Here is a 16,286-nt window from a genome sequence, read left to right as displayed (position 1 = left end):
GGTCGGCTCCGGCTCCGGCTCCGGCTCCGGCTCCGGCTCCGGCTCCGGCTCCGGCTCCGGCTCCGGCTCCGGCTCCGGCTCCGGCTCCGAGGCAGGGTGGGGCCGCCGAGCGGGAGGAGCAAGCCTCCTCCTGAAGGAGGAGCACAGGCTCGCCGCTGGCGATGACCTGTCGCGTCAGACAGCGGCTAGCGTCGCCAGCATGACCCCAACCAACGCCCCCGGGCGGCCGGCCACCAGCCGGTTCCGGGCTGACCTGCGCCGCCTCCGGCTCGATCCCGGGCAGCGCAGGTGGCTGGTCCGGGACGGGCTGCTCGCGCTGGCGGCCGTCGCGGTGGAGACGGTGCTCGCCGGCACCGCACCGCCCGAGCTGGGCGCCCGGGGATGGCCGGCGACGATGCTGATGAGCGTGTTCTGCGCCGCCCCGATCGCGCTGCGCCGGGTAGCCCCCTGGCCGGCGGTGGGACTGGCGGTCACCGCCTTCGCCCTGTCGGTCCTGGTCGACCTGCAACCGATCACCGTCGGTGCCACGTTCGTCCTGCTCACCTACACCACCGCCGCACTGCTGCCGCTCCGCCAGGCAGCGCTCGCCGCCGCGACGGTCTGGGGGCCGGGCCTGGCCGTCGCCCTCGCCGAGCCGCCGCCACCCGGCTTCAGCGAGCCGTCCCCCGCGTACCTAGTCTTCACCCAGGTGCTGCTGGCGCTGGTCTGCTTCTTCGTCGGGCGTACCGTGCACGCCCGACGGGCCACCATCCTGGCGCTGGAGGAGCGGGCCCGGGCCGCCGAGGAGAACCAGCGGTCGCTGGCCGACCAGGCGGTCGCCGACGAGCGCCGACGGATCGCCCGGGAACTGCACGACGTGGTCGCGCACCACGTCAGCGTGATGGGGGTACTCGCCACCGGAGCGCGCCGAGTGCTGTCCCGCGATCCGGCGGCCACCGACGGTGCACTGGGCACCATCGAGGAGACCAGCCGGACCACGCTGCGTGAGCTGCGCCGACTGCTGGACGTGCTGCGTACCGACGCGGAACCGGCCGCCGAACTCTCCCCGCAACCGGGGCTGGCCGGCATCGAGGCGCTGGTGGAACAGGTCCGGGAGGCCGGACTGCCGGTGACCCTGCGGGTGGACGGCACACCGGGCCCGCTGGACCCCGGAGTGGCGCTGACCGTCTTCCGGATCGTGCAGGAGGCGCTGACCAACACCCTCAAGCACGCCGGCACGGCCACCGCACAGGTCCGGCTGAGCTTCGGGATCTACTGGCTGATCGTCGAGGTCGCCGACACCGGTCGCGGGCCGGCGCCGGAGAGCGGGCGGCTGGGACACGGCCTGGTGGGCATGCGGGAACGGATGGCCCTCTACGGTGGAACCCTGCGCACCGGGCCCCGCCCCGGCGGCGGCTACCGGGTGTACGCCAAGATGCCGATGGAGCAACTGGGCGCGCCGATCGACAAGGGGGCGGCATGACCGAGGGTGGCGAGCGGTGCGGAGTGCCGGCATGAGTGAGCGGAGCGAGCGAATCGGCCAGCTCAGGGCGAATGAGCCTCATGGCGGCACGGAGCGGAGCGGAGTGCTGGCATGAGTGACGGCAAGGACTCCGGCCGACCGGTACGCGTCCTGCTCGCCGACGACCAGCCGCTGCTGCGTACCGGCTTCCGGATGGTGCTGGGCGCCGAGGACGACCTGGACATCGTCGGCGAGGCCGGTGACGGTGTGGAGGCGGTCGACCTGTCCCGGCGGCTACTTCCGGACGTGGTGCTGATGGACATCCGGATGCCCCGGATGGACGGGGTCGCCGCCACCCGCGCGATCATCGACGCCCGGCTGCCGGTACGGGTGCTCATCCTGACCACCTTCGACCTCGACGAGTACGTCGTCGGGGCGCTCCGGGCCGGCGCGAGCGGCTTCCTGGCCAAGGACGTACCCGCCGAGGACCTGGTCACCGCGATCCGCACCGTCGCGGCGGGTGAGGCGGTGGTGGCGCCCCGCATCCTCAAGCGGCTGCTGGACCGGTTCGCGGAGACGCTGCCTGACCCGGACGCCACCCCACCCAAGGCGATCGGTGTGCTCACCGAACGGGAGCGGGAGGTCCTGGTCCAGGTGGCCCGGGGGCTCTCCAACGCCGAGATCGCCCGGGTGCTGTCGGTGAGCGAGACGACCATCAAGACCCACGTCGGGCACGTGCTGACCAAGCTCGGGCTCCGCGACCGGGTCCAGGCGGTGGTGCTGGCCTACGAGACCGGACTGGTCCGGCCCGGCGCGTGACGATCCCGACCAAGGCCACGGCAATCCCACCCGGGGCGTGACGATCCCGGCCCAGGGCGTGACGATCCCAGCCGGGCATGACGATCTCGGCCAAGGCCATGACGATCTCAGCCGGGATGTGACGACCCCAACCAAGGTGTGACGACTCCGGCCGGGGCGCACCGGTCTCGGCAGGTGGCGGTTCCAACAGGGTGTGACGATTCCGGGCCGGGTGTGACGGTTCCGGCCGGAACGGTTCCGGCATCCACGCGACCACGCGATGTCGTCGGGCACGGGCGGGCGCGACGAGCGACCCTGAGCCGGGCTCCGGGCCGGGCCGTCCCGGAGGCGTAGGCGGCGGCCGGTGCACCACCCCCGAGGAGTAGGCCGGGGGCACCGGACGGCGTACGACCCGCCGGGTACGGCGTCGTCCACCGGGACGACCGGGCCGGGGCGCTCGGCGTACCCGAAGACCATCCCCGCGTACGACGGCCCGGCGGCTGGCCGCGCCTACCGTTTCCAGTAGCTACGGCGACCGCGGCGGACGTTCCGTCGCTGGGTGGACGGAGGGGCGACATGACCGCGACAACGGGGGGCACCGGAGCGGACCGGATCGACGTTCCGGCGATCGACGCACAGCGCGAGCGGATCATGACAGACTGATACCACCTGCCGTGCCGGCCGGCCCGATCCGGACAGCGCGGCTGCCACCGAACGTATCCGCCCGACAGCTGAATTCGGGGCGGAAAGCCTAGTCGACCGGAGCCGCGCAGCAGCTCGGTAATCGGCCGGACAGTCGTCGACCGGACAGCGGGGATGACGTTCGTGGGGCTGAGTTAACGACGCCGACACATATCGCTCAGGGACAACCCTGATCCGGTGTCAGGGCCGACCCGCAGCAGATTTTCCGCGTCGAACTCCGCCGCGGGACGGACGCCCGGGTTGCTCGGATCACCGAGGATGGATGCTGCCGGTCGGACCGCCTGGTCCGACCGGACCAAGATTTGTAGGGGGAGATGAAAGTGACCGCGACGGTAGCCCGAGGTGCCCAGATGGCCGCCCGGGCCAACGACGTGTGGAAGGTGTACGGCAGCGGAGAGGCACAGGTTGTCGCGCTGCGCGGCGTCAATGCGGAATTCGAACGTGCCCGGTTCACCGCCATCATGGGACCGTCCGGATCCGGAAAGTCCACTCTGATGCACTGCCTCGCCGGACTCGACTCGGTGACCCGGGGGACCATCCACATCGGCGACACCGCCGTCACGGGACTCGGTGACGCGGGTCTCACCAAACTACGCCGGGACAAGGTCGGATTCATCTTCCAGCAGTTCAATCTGCTGCCCACGTTGACTGCACTCGAAAACATTCTGCTGCCGCTGTCGATCGCCGGTCGTAAACCCGACAAGGAATGGCTCGACGTCGTCATCGAGACCGTCGGCCTCCGGGACCGGCTCGGGCACCGCCCGGCCCAACTCTCCGGCGGGCAGCAGCAGCGGGTCGCCTGTGCCCGGGCGCTCGCCTCCCGCCCCGAGGTGATCTTCGCCGACGAGCCCACCGGCAACCTCGACTCCCGGGCCGGCGCCGAGGTGCTCGGCTTCCTGCGCCGCTCCGTCGCCGAGTACCAGCAGACCATCGTCATGGTCACGCACGACCCGGTGGCCGCCTCCTACGCCGGCCGGGTCATCTTCCTCGCCGACGGCCAGATCGTCTCCGAGCTGATCGAGCCGACCCCGGACACCGTGCTGGACACGATGAAGAAGCTCGACGGGCTCACCGAGGCGGGGCTCTGATGCTGCGCGCCACCCTGAAGAGCCTGCTCGCCCGCAAGGTGCGGCTGGTCCTCTCCGGACTGGCCGTCGTGCTCGGCGTGATGTTCGTCTCCGGCGCCTTCGTCCTCACCGACACCCTGGGCCGGTCCTTCGACACCGTCTTCAGCGACGCGTACGCCGGCACCGACGTCGGGGTCTCCGCCAAGCCGAAGATCGACGTCTCCGAGATGGAGGGCATGGAGGTCGCCGCCACCTTCCCGGCCAGCGCCCTGGAGAAGGTCCGCGAGGTGCCCGGAGTGGCCAGCGCGACCGGCCTGGCCATGGCCGACGGCGCCCGGGTGATCGGCAGCAACGGCAAGGTGCTGACCTCCGTCGGCCCGCCCCAGCTCGGCTCGAACTGGGCCGGCGAGACCGGCCAGCTCGAACTCCGCGAGGGCCGGGGCCCGACCGCCGACACCGAGGTGGCGGTCAACGCGGGGGTGGCCAAGGCGGCCAAGCTCGCCGTCGGCGACCGGGTCGGCGTACTGACGTTGCAGCCGAAACGCGACTTCACCGTGGTCGGCATCTTCGGCTACAGCGGCGACCGGGACAGCCTCGGCGGCGCCCAGGAGGTGGCGTTCACCGAGCCGGTCGCCCAGGAGCTGATGCTGGGCCAGCCGGGCGTCTTCTCCGAGCTGAGTGTGAAGGCGGCCGACGGGGTCGCTCCGGCGGAGCTGCGCGACGACATCGCCGCCGCCCTCGGCGACGGCTACGTGGTCAAGACCGGTGAACAGCTCTCCGACGACGCCGCCGCCGGGCTGAAGGAGGGACTCGCCTTCTTCAACAACATCCTGCTCGGCTTCGCCGGGGTCGCGCTCTTCGTCGGCATCTTCCTGATCCTGAACACCTTCTCGATCATCGTTGCCCAGCGCACCAGGGAACTCGCGCTGCTCCGGGCGATGGGTGCCGGCCGCCGCCAGGTGATCGGCTCGGTGCTGGTCGAGGCCGTCGCGATCGGCCTGGTCGCCTCGGTACTCGGGCTCGGTGCCGGCATCGGCGTCGGCGCACTGCTGGCGTACGTCTTCGGGCAGACCGCAGGTGGGCTGCAACTGGCCGGGCTGGGCGTACCGCCGGCCGCGGTGATCAGTTCCTTCGCCGTCGGTCTGATCGTCACGGTCATCGCCGCCGTGCTTCCGGCGATGCGGGCCGCCCGGATCCCTCCGATCGCCGCCATGCAGGACGTGGCGACCCCCGACCGGCCGCTGACGAAGATCTCGGTCGCCGGTGCGGTGGTCACGGCGGTCGGCGGCACCCTGATGGCGCTGGGCCTGAGCGGCAACACCGGGGACAACACCCTGCTGACCATCCTCGGCGGCGTACTGCTGTCGTTCGTCGGGGTGGCGCTGCTGACCCCGCTGATCAGCCGTCCGGTGGTCGGGCTGCTCGGCCGGCTCTTCTCCTGGTCGGTACCGGGCAAGCTGGGCCGGCTGAACTCGGGCCGCAACCCGCGCCGCACCGCGATCACCGCCGCCGCGCTGATGGTCGGCATCGCCCTGGTGACCGGGGTGACCGTGATCCTCGACTCGGCCAAGAGCAGCATCAGCGCACTGGCCGAGGACACCATCCAGGCCGAACTGGTCATCTCCGGGGCACAGACCGGGGCCCGGCCGCCGAGCTTCGACCCGGCGGTGCTGGACCAGGCCGCCGAGCTGCCCGGCGTGGCCATGGTCGCCGGCCTCTACGGCGACCGGGCGGTCGTCGGCGGCAAGCAGGGCTGGATCACCGCGACCAGCAGCGTACCCGCGCTGCGGGAGATCTACCGGGCCAGCCCGACCGCCGGCAGCATCGACTCGCTCGGCCCGAACCAGCTCCTGGTCGACTCGGGGACGGCGAAGGACCGGGGCCTCTCGGTCGGGGACACCGTGCCGGTGCAACTGTCCCGAGGGGACGCCCGGACCTACACGGTGACCGGGATCTACGCCGAGTCCCAGCTGTTCGGCGGGTTCGTGGTCCCGGCCTCGGCGGCGGCCGACTTCGCAGTGCCGCAGCCGACGCAGGCGTACCTGAAACTGGCGCCGGGTGCCTCGGTCGACCAGGTGATGCCGCAGGTCGAGACGCTGCTCGCGGACAGCCCCGAGGTGTCGGTGGCCGACCGGGCGGACTTCATCGAGCAGCAGACCAGCCAGCTCGACGGACTGCTCACGATGATCCAGATCCTGCTGGCGCTGGCGATCGTGATCGCCGTACTCGGGATCGTGAACACGCTGGCCCTGTCGGTGCTGGAGCGTACCCGCGAGCTGGGTCTGCTGCGGGCCATCGGGCTGCGCCGGGGGCAGACGATGCGGATGATCACCGTCGAGGCGGTGGTGATCTCGGTCTTCGGGGCGCTGCTCGGGGTGGCGGTCGGTACCGGTCTCGGTGCCGCCGTGGTCCGGGCGCTGCGCGAGGACGGGATCACCGATCTGGTGGTGCCGTGGGGCCAGATGGGGGTCTTCCTCGGCCTGGCGGCCGTGGTCGGGGTGGTCGCGGCGGTACTGCCGGCGATCCGGGCCGCCCGGCTCAACGTGCTCGGCGCGATCGCGCACGAGTAGCTGACCGGCTCACGGCCGTGGGGGTGGTCGTGGGCAGCAGGGCCGGGGGCGGCGTCGGGACGGGCGCCGCCCCCGGCCGCGTTCGGGGACGGAGACCGGGCCGGCCGGGACGGAGCCGGGCCGATCGGTTTCGGGGACGAGAGCGGGCCGATCGGTTTCGGGGACGAGAGCGGGCCGGGCCGCGTTTCGGGGACGGAAACCGGGCCGGTCACTCTCCGGGCCGGAAACGGGCCGGGCCACGTTCGGAGGCCGGGAGCGGGCCGGGCCGGTTTTCGAGGACGGAAGCGGTGGCTGCGACGGGCCGGGCGGTCAGCGGGGCAGGTCGAGCGGGGTGAGCAGGCCGGCGAGCAGGTCGAGGTCGACGCCGGTCAGCGTCTCCAACAGGCGCAGGCCGTCGGCCGGGTCGATCGGTACCGCGTGCGGCACCGCGAGGACGGCGGCACCGGCGGCGAGCGCGCTGGCCGCGCCGGCCGGCGAGTCCTCGATCGCCACGCACCTGGTGATCGGTACGCCCAGCAGCCGGGCCGCCGTCAGGTACGGCTCCGGATCCGGCTTGGTGGCGCCCACCTCGTCACCGCAGACCACCACGTCGAAGGTGTCCCGGCCGAGGGTCTCCAACGCGATCTCGACCACCGCGCGCCGCGTCGACGTGACCAGCGCGGCCGGCACCGCGGCGGCGCGTACCGCAGTCACCAGGGCCAGCGCGCCGGGCCGCCAGGTCAGGTCGGTCAGGAACAGCTCGCCGACCCGCCGGTCCACCCAGGCGGCGCTGACCAGCGGATCCCGCCAGGGCTGGCCCAGATCGGTGTGCAGGATCTCCATCGACACTTCCATGCTGGTGCCGACCATGGCGAGCCGGGCCGCCTCGGACAGCGTCCCGCCGTAGTGCACGGCGAGTTCCTGGAGCCCGGTGTCCCACAACCGCTCGCTGTCCACCAGCGTGCCGTCCATGTCGAAGAGCACTGCGGCAAGATGCTGGCTGTTCAGGGTTTCCTCCCGGATCGGACGCGAGTCGTCGGATCCGATCCTGCCAACGCCGGACGACGATCTCCCGGGATCGCCCCGGAAGTGTGGCGGACGCCTCAGCCGGCCCGACCACCGGGAGGCGGCGTCCGGCCGGGCCGGCGGGCCGGTCAGCCGAGGTCGCAGGCGTCCAGCGATCGCTGATACCCGGCGAAGAAGGCATCGGTACGCTGCTCCGCCGTGCCGTGCGCCCCCTCGGCGAACCACGGCTGACCCGGATCGTCGGCCACCGCCCGCAGTCCGGCGCCCAGCTCGTCGAGATCGCCGTCCTCGATGGTGAGCGCCCGGGCCCGCACCGAGTCCCCGAGGTACGCCCCGGCCATGCAGTCGGCCTGCAACTCCTGCTGGATGGTGAAGTCGTACCGGATGCCGAGCCGCACCTGCACGCCGTGCGCGTACTCGTGCCCGAGCAGGTAGTACAGGAACGCGTCGCCGATCTGCCGGAACGCGGCGACGGCCCAGTTGACGTCGTAGGCGATGAAGTCCCCCGCCGAGCAGTAGACGGCGTTGTTGCGCGGCAGCCCCTGGCCGGCGCAGTCGACCTCGCCGTCCCGCTGGTACGCGGTGATCCGGCGGATCGGCTGGAACCGCTCCCCCGACTCCTCGAACCGCCCGGTCCAGTACTGCTCGGCGACCTCCACGGCGCCGTCGATGTCGCGCCGGAACTCGTCGACCGTCATCGTGCCGTCCGCCTGCCCCGTACCGCTCGCGGCCGGCGCCCCCGGGTCACCGGGTGCCGGATCCTGCTCGCCCGTCCCACCGGCGAAGCAGGCACCCGCGACGACCAGCGCCACGCCCAGCGCGAGCAGTCGGCAGAACCGGTCGGTACGGCGCAACGGACGCATCACGGCCTCCCAGTCGGGTCGACGGACCAGAAACTTCCCACCGCGGTCACCACGCCAAACCCCGTTACCGGGGACGGCGGCCGGGACCGTGCCAGGCAGCAGACCTGCGGACCGGGCCAGAACCAATTATGCGGACCCTCGCCCACCGGCCCGAAGGCCGGTCGCCAGGGGTATTTCCCGCGATCACGTGAGATTGCCGCCCCGGTTTCCCGGCTAGACCGCGGGCGTGACGACGACGAACGCTCCGGCGATCCGCGCCGGCCCGTCGTCCGCCGCTCACTGCGTGGTGCCGGGTCGGGCCGGTCAGCCGGACCCGGCCGAACCGGCGCCGTCCACCGCACTCCGGAGGTGCAGATGACCGTCCAGGACAAGGTTCCGGTGACGTCTTGCCAGGAGTCGTCCGGGCCCCGTCGAGACGTACCGCCGCCGACCGTGCCGCTGGGCCGGACCCGGCGCAACCTCGGTGCCCTCGCCGTGCTGACCGGCGGCGCCGGGCTGACCGACGCACCACTCTGGACGGTCGTCGTGCTGACCCTGACCTGCCTGGCGATCCCGGTCGCCGTCGGCCTGCACGGCGGACCCGCACTGGTCCGGACCCTGCTGCTCGGCGCCGCCCCGGCGCGACACCGACCGGATGGTCTCCGTCAACGGAAAGAAACGCCGGCATGAACTGTCAACGGAAGGAAGAGCTGGTATGAGCCGTCAGCGGAAGGGAACGCCGGTATGAGCCGAATCTCGCGGAACGACCTACCCGAACCGAAACGCGGTACCGCGGGCGGCATCGACGTCGGACCCCGCAACGTCGGGCTGGACCTACAGAACCCGGACCTGCTGGTGCCGCCGCCGACGGACCGGGGCACGGTACCGAACCTGAAGTTCTCGTTCTCCGACGCGCACACCCGGATCGAGGAGGGCGGCTGGACCCGCGAGGTGACCCAGCGGGAACTGCCGATCGCCAGCACGCTGTCCGGCGTCGACATGGCCCTCGAACCCGGCGCCTACCGCGAACTGCACTGGCACACCCAGGCCGAGTGGGCGTACGTGCTGGCCGGCAGTTGCCGGATCGGCGCGGTGGACCAGGAGGGGCGCAACTTCCTCGACGACGTCGCCCAGGGCGACCTGTGGTTCTTCCCGAAGGGGGTACCGCACCACATCCAGGCGCTCGACGACGGGGTGGAGTTCCTGCTCGTCTTCGACGACGGGGCGTTCTCGGAGAACGGCACCTTCCTGATCAGCGACTTCTTCGCGCACACCCCCAAGGACGTGATCGCGAAGAACTTCGGCTGGCGTACCGAGCAGCTCGCCGACCTGCCGGAGAAGGAGAAGTACATCTTCCCGGGCCAGGTGCCGCCCCCGCTCGACGCGGACCGGGTGATCAGCCCCACCGGGGACGTGCCGCGTACGTTCAAGCACCGGCTGCACGCCCAGGCACCGGAACGCTTCGACGGCGGCACGGTACGCATCGCCGACGTGACCAACTTCGCCGCCGCCACCGCCATCTGCGCCGCGCTGGTCGAGATCGAGCCGGGCGCCATGCGCGAACTGCACTGGCATCCCACCGACGACGAGTGGCAGTACTACATCTCCGGTACCGGCCGGATGGGCGTGTTCGCCAGCTCGGGGGTGAACCGGACCTTCGACTACCGGTCCGGTGACGTGGGCTACGTGCCGTTCGCCTACGGCCACTACATCGAGAACACCGGCAGCGAGCCGCTGGTCTTCCTGGAGATGTTCCGCAACCCGAGGTTCGAGGACATCTCGCTGGCCCAGTGGATGGCGAACAGCCCGCCACAGGTCGCCGCCGACACGCTCAACCTGCCGCGCTCGCTGGTGGAGTCGATCCCGAGGACGAAACGGCCGATCGCCTCCTGAGCGATCTCCTCCCCGACCGGTCGGACCGGGTCGGTGCGGACGGGAGAGTCAGGCGTCGCGGCTGGCCCACAACCGGGCCAGTTCCAGCCGGTTCCGGACGCCCAGCTTCGCGTACACGGCGCGGAGCTGGGCGTCGACGGTGTGGAAGGAGACGAACAGGCTCGCCGCCGCCTGCTGCTTCGTCGCCCCGCCGGCCAGCAGCTCGGCCACCCGGGCCTCGGCGGCGGTCAACGCGTCGAATCCGGCGCCGCTCCGGCCGGCCCGGTGCCGGCGGTCCGCCGCCACCAGGGCACGCCCGCACCGGACCGCCCGCTCCTGGTCGCCGGTCGCGCCGAGCCGGCCGAACAGGGCGGCAGCCTCCTCGGAGGCCCGCCGGGCCTCCGGCTGCGGTGTGCCGGGGGTACCGGCCAGGTCGCCGAGCGCGTCGGCCAGGACCGGCCGGGCCGACGTGGTACGCAACTGCGCCACCGCGCCGCGCAGCAGCCCCGAGTCCTCGTCCACCAGACCGGCGACCTGCTGCGCGACACCCCACCACAGTGGACTATCCACCCGCTCCGCCGCCCGGATCAGGTGGTCGGCGAGCTGGTGCGCCCGGTGCGGGTCGCCGAGCCGCAGCAGCGCCCGGGTCAGCGCCGGTGCCTGCTGCGGCACGAGCAGGAGTGGCCGTACCGACCGGACCAGCGCGTCGACGGCCGCCCGGACGAGCCTGGCGTGCCGGCCCGGCTCCGGATCGTACGCGGCGGCACCGGCGAGGCGTACCCAGCCGACGACGTCGGGCCAGTCCACCGGCACCCGTACGCCGGACAGCAGTTCCCGGGCGGTCTCCGGCCGGCCCTGCCGGAACGCCACCTCCACAAGTACCGCCAGCAGTTCGGCGCGGACCTCGTCGGCGAGTTGTCCGGTCGGCCCGCCGCGCAGCGCCAGCCCGGCCCGCGCCGACGCCTCCGGCAGTTCCCCGGCGGCGACCCGAAGCCGGCAGTCCAACGCGGCCAGCATCGGCTGGGCCGCCACGCCCAGCGTGCCGAGATCTCCCTCCGCGAACCGCAGCGCGGTGGTCGCCTCCTCGTACTCGCCGCAGGCGAGCTGGCCGGCGATCCGTTCGATCCGCAGGAACGCGGCCTGCGCCCGCGCCTCCGGGGCGCTCGGGTCGACCCGGCCGAGCACCTGCCGCGCCGCCGGCAGGTCACCGCCAGCCAGCGCCAACCCGGCCCGGGCCAGCGCCAACCGGATCTCGCCGCCCGGGGTGGGCGCCTCGGTCTCGGCCCGCTCCGCCGCCGCCAGCAGCGCCTCGGTCTCCGGCCGACCGACCCGGCCCGCCACGGTGACCAGCGTGCTCAGCAGCCAACTCCGGTGCTCCGGTCGCAGGTCGGGCTGGGCCAGCGCCCGGTCCAGGTATTCGAAGGCCAACGACGGCCGGCCGGTGGCGTACCAGGCGCCGAGCCGGCCGAGCAGCAGAGCCCGGTACCCGGCACCGGCCCGGTCGGCCGCGATCTCGTCGCCCAGGATCGCCAGCGCCGGCTCGATCCGCCCGGCCAGCATCAGGTGGTCGACAGCGGCCAGCACCCAGTCCCGGCGCAGCTCCGGAGGCAGCGCCGGATCCCGACCGGCCCGGGCCGCGAGCAACAGGTCGGCCGTCGTCGACGCGTCGACCGCCGGATCGGCGGCCAGCCGGGAGACCAGCGGTACGTCGACCCGCCCGGCCACCGCCAGTACCCGCAGCAGGTGTCCGGCGGCGGCGGCCGGACGCCCCTGCTCGGCCAGTACCCCGGCGGCCCGGCCGTGCAGCGCGACCAGCAGCGACGTCGGCGTGGCCCGGCGGACGGCGTCGCGCAGTGCGACCGAACCCGGGCGCAGCCCGCCGGCCGAGTCCACCAGTGCGCCGCTGGCGATCAGCTCCTCGACGTCGTCGTGCAACGCCGGACCCGAGCGCTCGGTCATCCGCTCCAGGAACCAGATCTGGCACGGTTCGTCACAGACCGCGACCGTCCGGAGGATCCACCGCTGCGCGGCGGAGGTGACCGGTAACCCGTCCGCCGCCGGCTCGCCCGGCCGGTCCAGCGTGAACGGCGTGGCCATGGCACCCCCTCGGCGGTGACCGGACACGAGACGGATTCGGCCTCCACCCGGAGGCTATCCAGGGTGTTCCCGGCCGCGCGGAGGTTCGCCGGCAATTACCCCGGCGGAGGCCACCGCCCCGGGCGCGTGCGGTCACCTGGCGTTGAAGTAGCTGGCGTCCGGGTGGTGCACCACGATCGCGTCGGTGGCCTGCTCCGGTTCGAGCTGGAACTCCTCCGACAGCCGTACCCCGATCCGCTCCGCGCCGAGCAGGTCCACCAGCTTGGCCCGGTCCGCCAGGTCCGGGCAGGCCGGATAACCGAACGCGTACCGGCAGCCCCGGTAGTCGGTACGCAGCAGCCCGGCCAGGTCGTCCGGGTCGTCGTCGGCCACCGTACGGCCGCCGGGCAGGGACAGCTCGGCCCGGATCCGGCGGTGCCAGTACTCGGCCAGCGCCTCGGTGAGCTGCACCGACAGCCCGTGCACCTCCAGGTAGTCGCGGTACTCGTCACCGGCGAACAGCTTCGCGGCGTACTCGCTGACCGGCTGCCCGACGGTGACCAGTTGCAGCGCGACGACGTCGAGTCGGTCGCCCCGGGGCCGGAAGAAGTCGGCCAGGCAGAGCCGGCGCTCCTGTCGCTGCCGGGGGAAACTGAACCTCGCCCGCTCCGATCCGCCCTCCTCGTCGAGGACGACCAGGTCGTTGCCGTCGGCGTAGGCCGGGTAATAGCCGTAGACCACCGCCGCCTCCAGTACCCGGTCGGCGGAAAGCCGGTCCAGCCAGGCGCGCAGCCGGGGCCGCCCCTCGGTCTCCACCAGTTCCTCGTAGCTCGGCCCGGAACCGCCGCGCGAGCCACGCAGCCCCCACTGGCCGCCGAAGGTGGCACGCTCGTCGAGCAGCGCCGCGTAGTCGGCCAACGGGATGCCCTTGACCACCCGGGTGCCGAAGAACGGCGGCGTCGGCACCTCGACGTCGGTCGCCACGTCGGACCGGACCGAGGCGTCGGAGAGTTCCGGCAGCGTCGCGCCGACCCGGGCCCGCTGCCGTTCCCGACGGTCCCGCCGGGCGGCCAGCGCCGCCTCCCGCTCGGCGTCCACCACCGGGGCACCGCCGCGCTTCGCCGTCATCAGCCGGTCCATCAGGGACAGTCCCTCGAAGGCGTCCCGTGCGTAGTGCACCTCACCGGCGTACGCCGAGCGGAGGTCGTCCTCGACGTACGAGCGGGTCAGCGCCGCACCGCCGAGCAGTACCGGCCAGCGCTGCGCGACACCCCGGGACGCCATCTCGGCCAGGTTCTCCTTCATCACGACGGTGCTCTTCACCAGCAGGCCGGACATTCCGATCGCATCCGCCGCATGCTCCTCGGCGGCGTCCAGGATGGCCGCGATCGGCTGCTTGATACCGATGTTGACCACGTCGTAGCCGTTGTTGGACAGGATGATGTCGACCAGGTTCTTGCCGATGTCGTGCACGTCGCCCTTGACGGTGGCCAGCACGATCCGGCCCTTGCCGCCGTCGTCGGACTTCTCCATGTGCGGTTCGAGATAGCCGACGGCGGCCTTCATCACCTCGGCCGACTGGAGCACGAACGGCAACTGCATCTGGCCGGCGCCGAACAGTTCGCCGACCACCTTCATCCCGTCCAGCAGCAGCTCGTTGACGATGGTCAGCGCCGGCCGGGTGGTCAGCGCCTCGTCGAGGTCGGCCTCGAGACCGTTGCGCTCGCCGTCGACCACCCGCCGCTTCAGCCGCTCGTCGAGCGGAAGCGCGGCCAACTCCTCCGCCCGGCTGGCCCGGGCCGAGGCCGCGTCCACCCCCTCAAAAAGCTCGATGAACCGGGCCACCGGGTCGTGACCCGGGCGGCGCCGGTCGTAGACCAAGTCCAGCGCCGCCTCGCGCTGGTCGTCCGGAATCCTGGCCATCGGCAGGATCTTGCTGGCGTGCACGATCGCGCTGGTCAGCCCGGCCTGCACGCACTCGTGCAGGAAGACCGAGTTGAGCACCTGCCGGGCCGCCGGGTTCAGCCCGAACGACACGTTCGAGACGCCGAGCGTGAAGTTGACCCCGGGATAGCGGTCGGCGATCCGCCGGATCGCCTCGATGGTCTCGACACCGTCCCGCCGGGTCTCCTCCTGACCGGTGGCGATCGGGAAGGTGAGACAGTCGACCAGGATGTCCCGCAGGTCGATCCCCCACCGGCCGGTGAGGTCGTCGATCAGCCGGGACGCCACCCGTACCTTCCAGTCGGCCGTCCGGGCCTGACCCTCCTCGTCGATGGTCAACGCCACCACGGCGGCGCCGTGCTCGCGGACCAGCGGCAGCACCCGGGCGTACCGGGAGTCGGGGCCGTCGCCGTCCTCGAAGTTCACCGAGTTGACCACGCACCGGCCGCCGAGCATCTCCAGCCCGGCCTCGATCACCGCCGGCTCGGTCGAGTCGAGCATGATCGGCAGGGTGGAGGCGGTGGCGAACCGGCCCGCGATCTCCCGCATGTCGCGTACGCCGTCCCGGCCGACGTAGTCGACGCAGAGGTCGAGCAGGTGCGAGCCGTCCCGGGCCTGGCTCCGGGCGATCTCGACACACGCCTGCCAGTCGCCGGCCAGCATCGCCTCCTGGAACGCCTTCGAGCCGTTGGCGTTGGTGCGCTCGCCGACCATCAGCACGCTGGCATCCTGGGCGAACGGGACCTGGTGGTAGAGGCTGGCCACCCCGGGCTCCGGCTCCGGCGTCCGGGGCGGTGCGACCGTGCCGTGCAGCCGCTCCACCACGGTACGGATGTGTTCCGGGGTGGTGCCGCAGCAGCCGCCTACCAGCGACAGCCCGTACTCGCCGACGAACCCCTCCAGTGCGTCCGCCAGCTCGTCCGGGGTCAGCGGATAGCGGGCCCCGTCGGCGGTCAGCTCGGGCAGCCCGGCGTTCGGCATCACCGACAACGGGATCCGGGCGTGCCGGGAAAGGTAGCGCAGGTGCTCGGTCATCTCGGCCGGCCCGGTGGCGCAGTTCAGCCCGATCAGGTCGATCCCGAGCGGCTCCAGCGCGGTCAGCGCGGCACCGATCTCGCTGCCGAGCAGCATCGTGCCGGTGGTCTCGACCGTGACGTGGCAGATCACCGGCAGCTCCCGGCCGGCGTCGGCAAGCGCCCGCCGGGCACCCACCACCGCCGCCTTGACCTGGAGCAGATCCTGGCAGGTCTCCACGATCAGCCCGTCCACACCACCGGCGACCAACCCGGCCGCGTTCCGCCGGTACGCGTCGCGCAGCTCCGCGTACCCGAGGTGGCCCAGGGTCGGCAGCTTGGTGCCGGGGCCGATCGCGCCGAGTACGTACCGGGGGCGGTCCGGGCTGCCCGCCGCGTCGGCTGCCTGCCGGGCCAGTCGGGCGCCGGCCTCGGCCAGTTCGGTGATCCGGTCCTCGATCCCGTACTCGCGCAGCGCGGAGAGGTTCGTGCCGAAGGTGTTCGTCTCGACACAGTCGGCCCCGGCGGCGAGGTAGGCGTCGTGCACCGACCGGACCACGTCGGGGCGGGTGACGTTGAGTATCTCGTTGCACCCCTCGTGGCCCTCGAAGTCGTCCAGGGTCAGCTCGGCCGCCTGCAACATCGTCCCCATCGCGCCGTCGGCGACGAGTACCCGGCCGGCGAGCGCGTCACGTAGCGGAGTCGACACGGCTCCAGGCTAGTCCGCCCGCAGGATCGATGACCCGTGGTAGGCGGACGGTTCCTCAACGTGTGGTCCGTTGGACAATCGCCCCTTCCGTACCTGATGTCCGGGCCGTTCGGCCGGGGACAGCTCCGCCCACCTCCTCCCCCGGCGGGCCGAGCCGGCGCGGCCGGCGGGCCGCATCCGAGTCAGGGACGTAGGCTGACGGACGTGAGGGACAACAGGGACGGCAGCACCAGGCACATCGAGGGCA

At 72.4% G+C, this 16,286-nt stretch carries 10 protein-coding genes; 6 read left to right on the top strand and 4 right to left on the bottom strand.

The genetic code is table 11. The features are described from left to right. Nucleotides 1-199 precede the first annotated feature (199 nt). The 4 genes from Pen02_RS42525 to Pen02_RS12090 all read left to right on the top strand — a co-directional run bounded on the left by Pen02_RS42525 (nt 200) and on the right by Pen02_RS12090 (nt 6,578). Nucleotides 200-1,462: a sensor histidine kinase gene (locus Pen02_RS42525; protein ID WP_203866079.1), complete on the top strand. Its 1,263-nt coding sequence runs from the start codon at nt 200-202 to the stop codon at nt 1,460-1,462. A 111-nt stretch (nt 1,463-1,573) separates the two neighbouring features. Beyond that, nucleotides 1,574-2,260 carry a response regulator gene (locus tag Pen02_RS12100; RefSeq protein WP_203866078.1) on the top strand — a complete coding sequence of 229 codons (687 nt, stop codon included), beginning with the start codon at nt 1,574-1,576 and terminating at the stop codon, nt 2,258-2,260. A gap of 1,001 nt (nt 2,261-3,261) precedes the next feature. Next, the gene (locus Pen02_RS12095) at nt 3,262-4,029 is read left to right on the top strand and encodes an ABC transporter ATP-binding protein (protein WP_203866077.1); all 768 of its coding nucleotides are present in this window, start codon (nt 3,262-3,264) and stop codon (nt 4,027-4,029) included. Further along, the gene (locus Pen02_RS12090; protein WP_203866076.1) at nt 4,029-6,578 is read left to right on the top strand and encodes an ABC transporter permease; all 2,550 of its coding nucleotides are present in this window, start codon (nt 4,029-4,031) and stop codon (nt 6,576-6,578) included. The genes Pen02_RS12095 and Pen02_RS12090 overlap by 1 nt, the downstream gene beginning before the upstream one ends. A 309-nt stretch (nt 6,579-6,887) precedes the next feature. Here the strand turns inward: Pen02_RS12090 and Pen02_RS12085 are convergent, their stop codons facing one another. Both Pen02_RS12085 and Pen02_RS12080 read right to left on the bottom strand, forming a co-directional pair. Continuing rightward, nucleotides 6,888-7,541: an HAD family hydrolase gene (locus Pen02_RS12085; protein ID WP_203866075.1), complete on the bottom strand. Its 654-nt coding sequence runs from the start codon at nt 7,539-7,541 to the stop codon at nt 6,888-6,890. Nucleotides 7,542-7,711: 170 nt separating this feature from the next. Continuing rightward, nucleotides 7,712-8,446 carry a neutral zinc metallopeptidase gene (locus Pen02_RS12080; RefSeq protein ID WP_203866074.1) on the bottom strand — a complete coding sequence of 245 codons (735 nt, stop codon included), beginning with the start codon at nt 8,444-8,446 and terminating at the stop codon, nt 7,712-7,714. Nucleotides 8,447-8,800: 354 nt separating this feature from the next. Here Pen02_RS12080 and Pen02_RS12075 point away from each other — a divergent pair, with 354 nt between their 5' ends. Together Pen02_RS12075 and Pen02_RS12070 are read left to right on the top strand one after the other, a co-directional pair. Next, on the top strand, nt 8,801-9,115 hold the full coding sequence (locus tag Pen02_RS12075) for a hypothetical protein (protein WP_203866073.1): 315 nt from the start codon (nt 8,801-8,803) through the stop codon (nt 9,113-9,115). 54 nt (nt 9,116-9,169) lie between these two features. Further along, nucleotides 9,170-10,318 (top strand): oxalate decarboxylase family bicupin, encoded by a 1,149-nt coding sequence (locus Pen02_RS12070; protein ID WP_203866072.1) that lies wholly within the window; start codon nt 9,170-9,172, stop codon nt 10,316-10,318. A gap of 48 nt (nt 10,319-10,366) precedes the next feature. Here Pen02_RS12070 and Pen02_RS12065 read toward each other — a convergent pair whose 3' ends face one another. Together Pen02_RS12065 and metH are read right to left on the bottom strand one after the other, a co-directional pair. Continuing rightward, a complete protein-coding gene (locus Pen02_RS12065; RefSeq protein WP_203866071.1) occupies nt 10,367-12,394 on the bottom strand; it encodes a LuxR family transcriptional regulator in 2,028 nt (675 codons plus the stop codon). A gap of 132 nt (nt 12,395-12,526) precedes the next feature. Next, entirely contained in the window at nt 12,527-16,039 is a 3,513-nt protein-coding gene (gene metH / locus Pen02_RS12060; RefSeq protein WP_203866070.1) for a methionine synthase, read from the bottom strand. Nucleotides 16,040-16,286: the final 247 nt, after the last annotated feature.

Origin of the sequence: Plantactinospora endophytica (assembly GCF_016862915.1) — a bacterium.
Classification (GTDB): Bacteria; Actinomycetota; Actinomycetes; order Mycobacteriales; family Micromonosporaceae; genus Plantactinospora; species Plantactinospora endophytica.
The sequence above is the reverse complement of the archived record's forward strand: the minus strand, read 5'-3'. Positions and strand labels throughout refer to the sequence as shown.

What these genes read in the sequence shown, in the direction of transcription:
- Pen02_RS42525 (WP_203866079.1), top strand. Translation starts at nt 200, where the DNA reads ATGACCCCAACCAACGCCCCCGGGCGGCCGGCCACCAGCCGGTTCCGG.
- Pen02_RS12100 (WP_203866078.1), top strand. Translation starts at nt 1,574, where the DNA reads ATGAGTGACGGCAAGGACTCCGGCCGACCGGTACGCGTCCTGCTCGCC.
- Pen02_RS12090 (WP_203866076.1), top strand. Translation starts at nt 4,029, where the DNA reads ATGCTGCGCGCCACCCTGAAGAGCCTGCTCGCCCGCAAGGTGCGGCTG.
- Pen02_RS12080 (WP_203866074.1), bottom strand. Translation starts at nt 8,446, where the DNA reads ATGCGTCCGTTGCGCCGTACCGACCGGTTCTGCCGACTGCTCGCGCTG.
- Pen02_RS12075 (WP_203866073.1), top strand. Translation starts at nt 8,801, where the DNA reads ATGACCGTCCAGGACAAGGTTCCGGTGACGTCTTGCCAGGAGTCGTCC.
- Pen02_RS12070 (WP_203866072.1), top strand. Translation starts at nt 9,170, where the DNA reads ATGAGCCGAATCTCGCGGAACGACCTACCCGAACCGAAACGCGGTACC.
- Pen02_RS12065 (WP_203866071.1), bottom strand. Translation starts at nt 12,394, where the DNA reads ATGGCCACGCCGTTCACGCTGGACCGGCCGGGCGAGCCGGCGGCGGAC.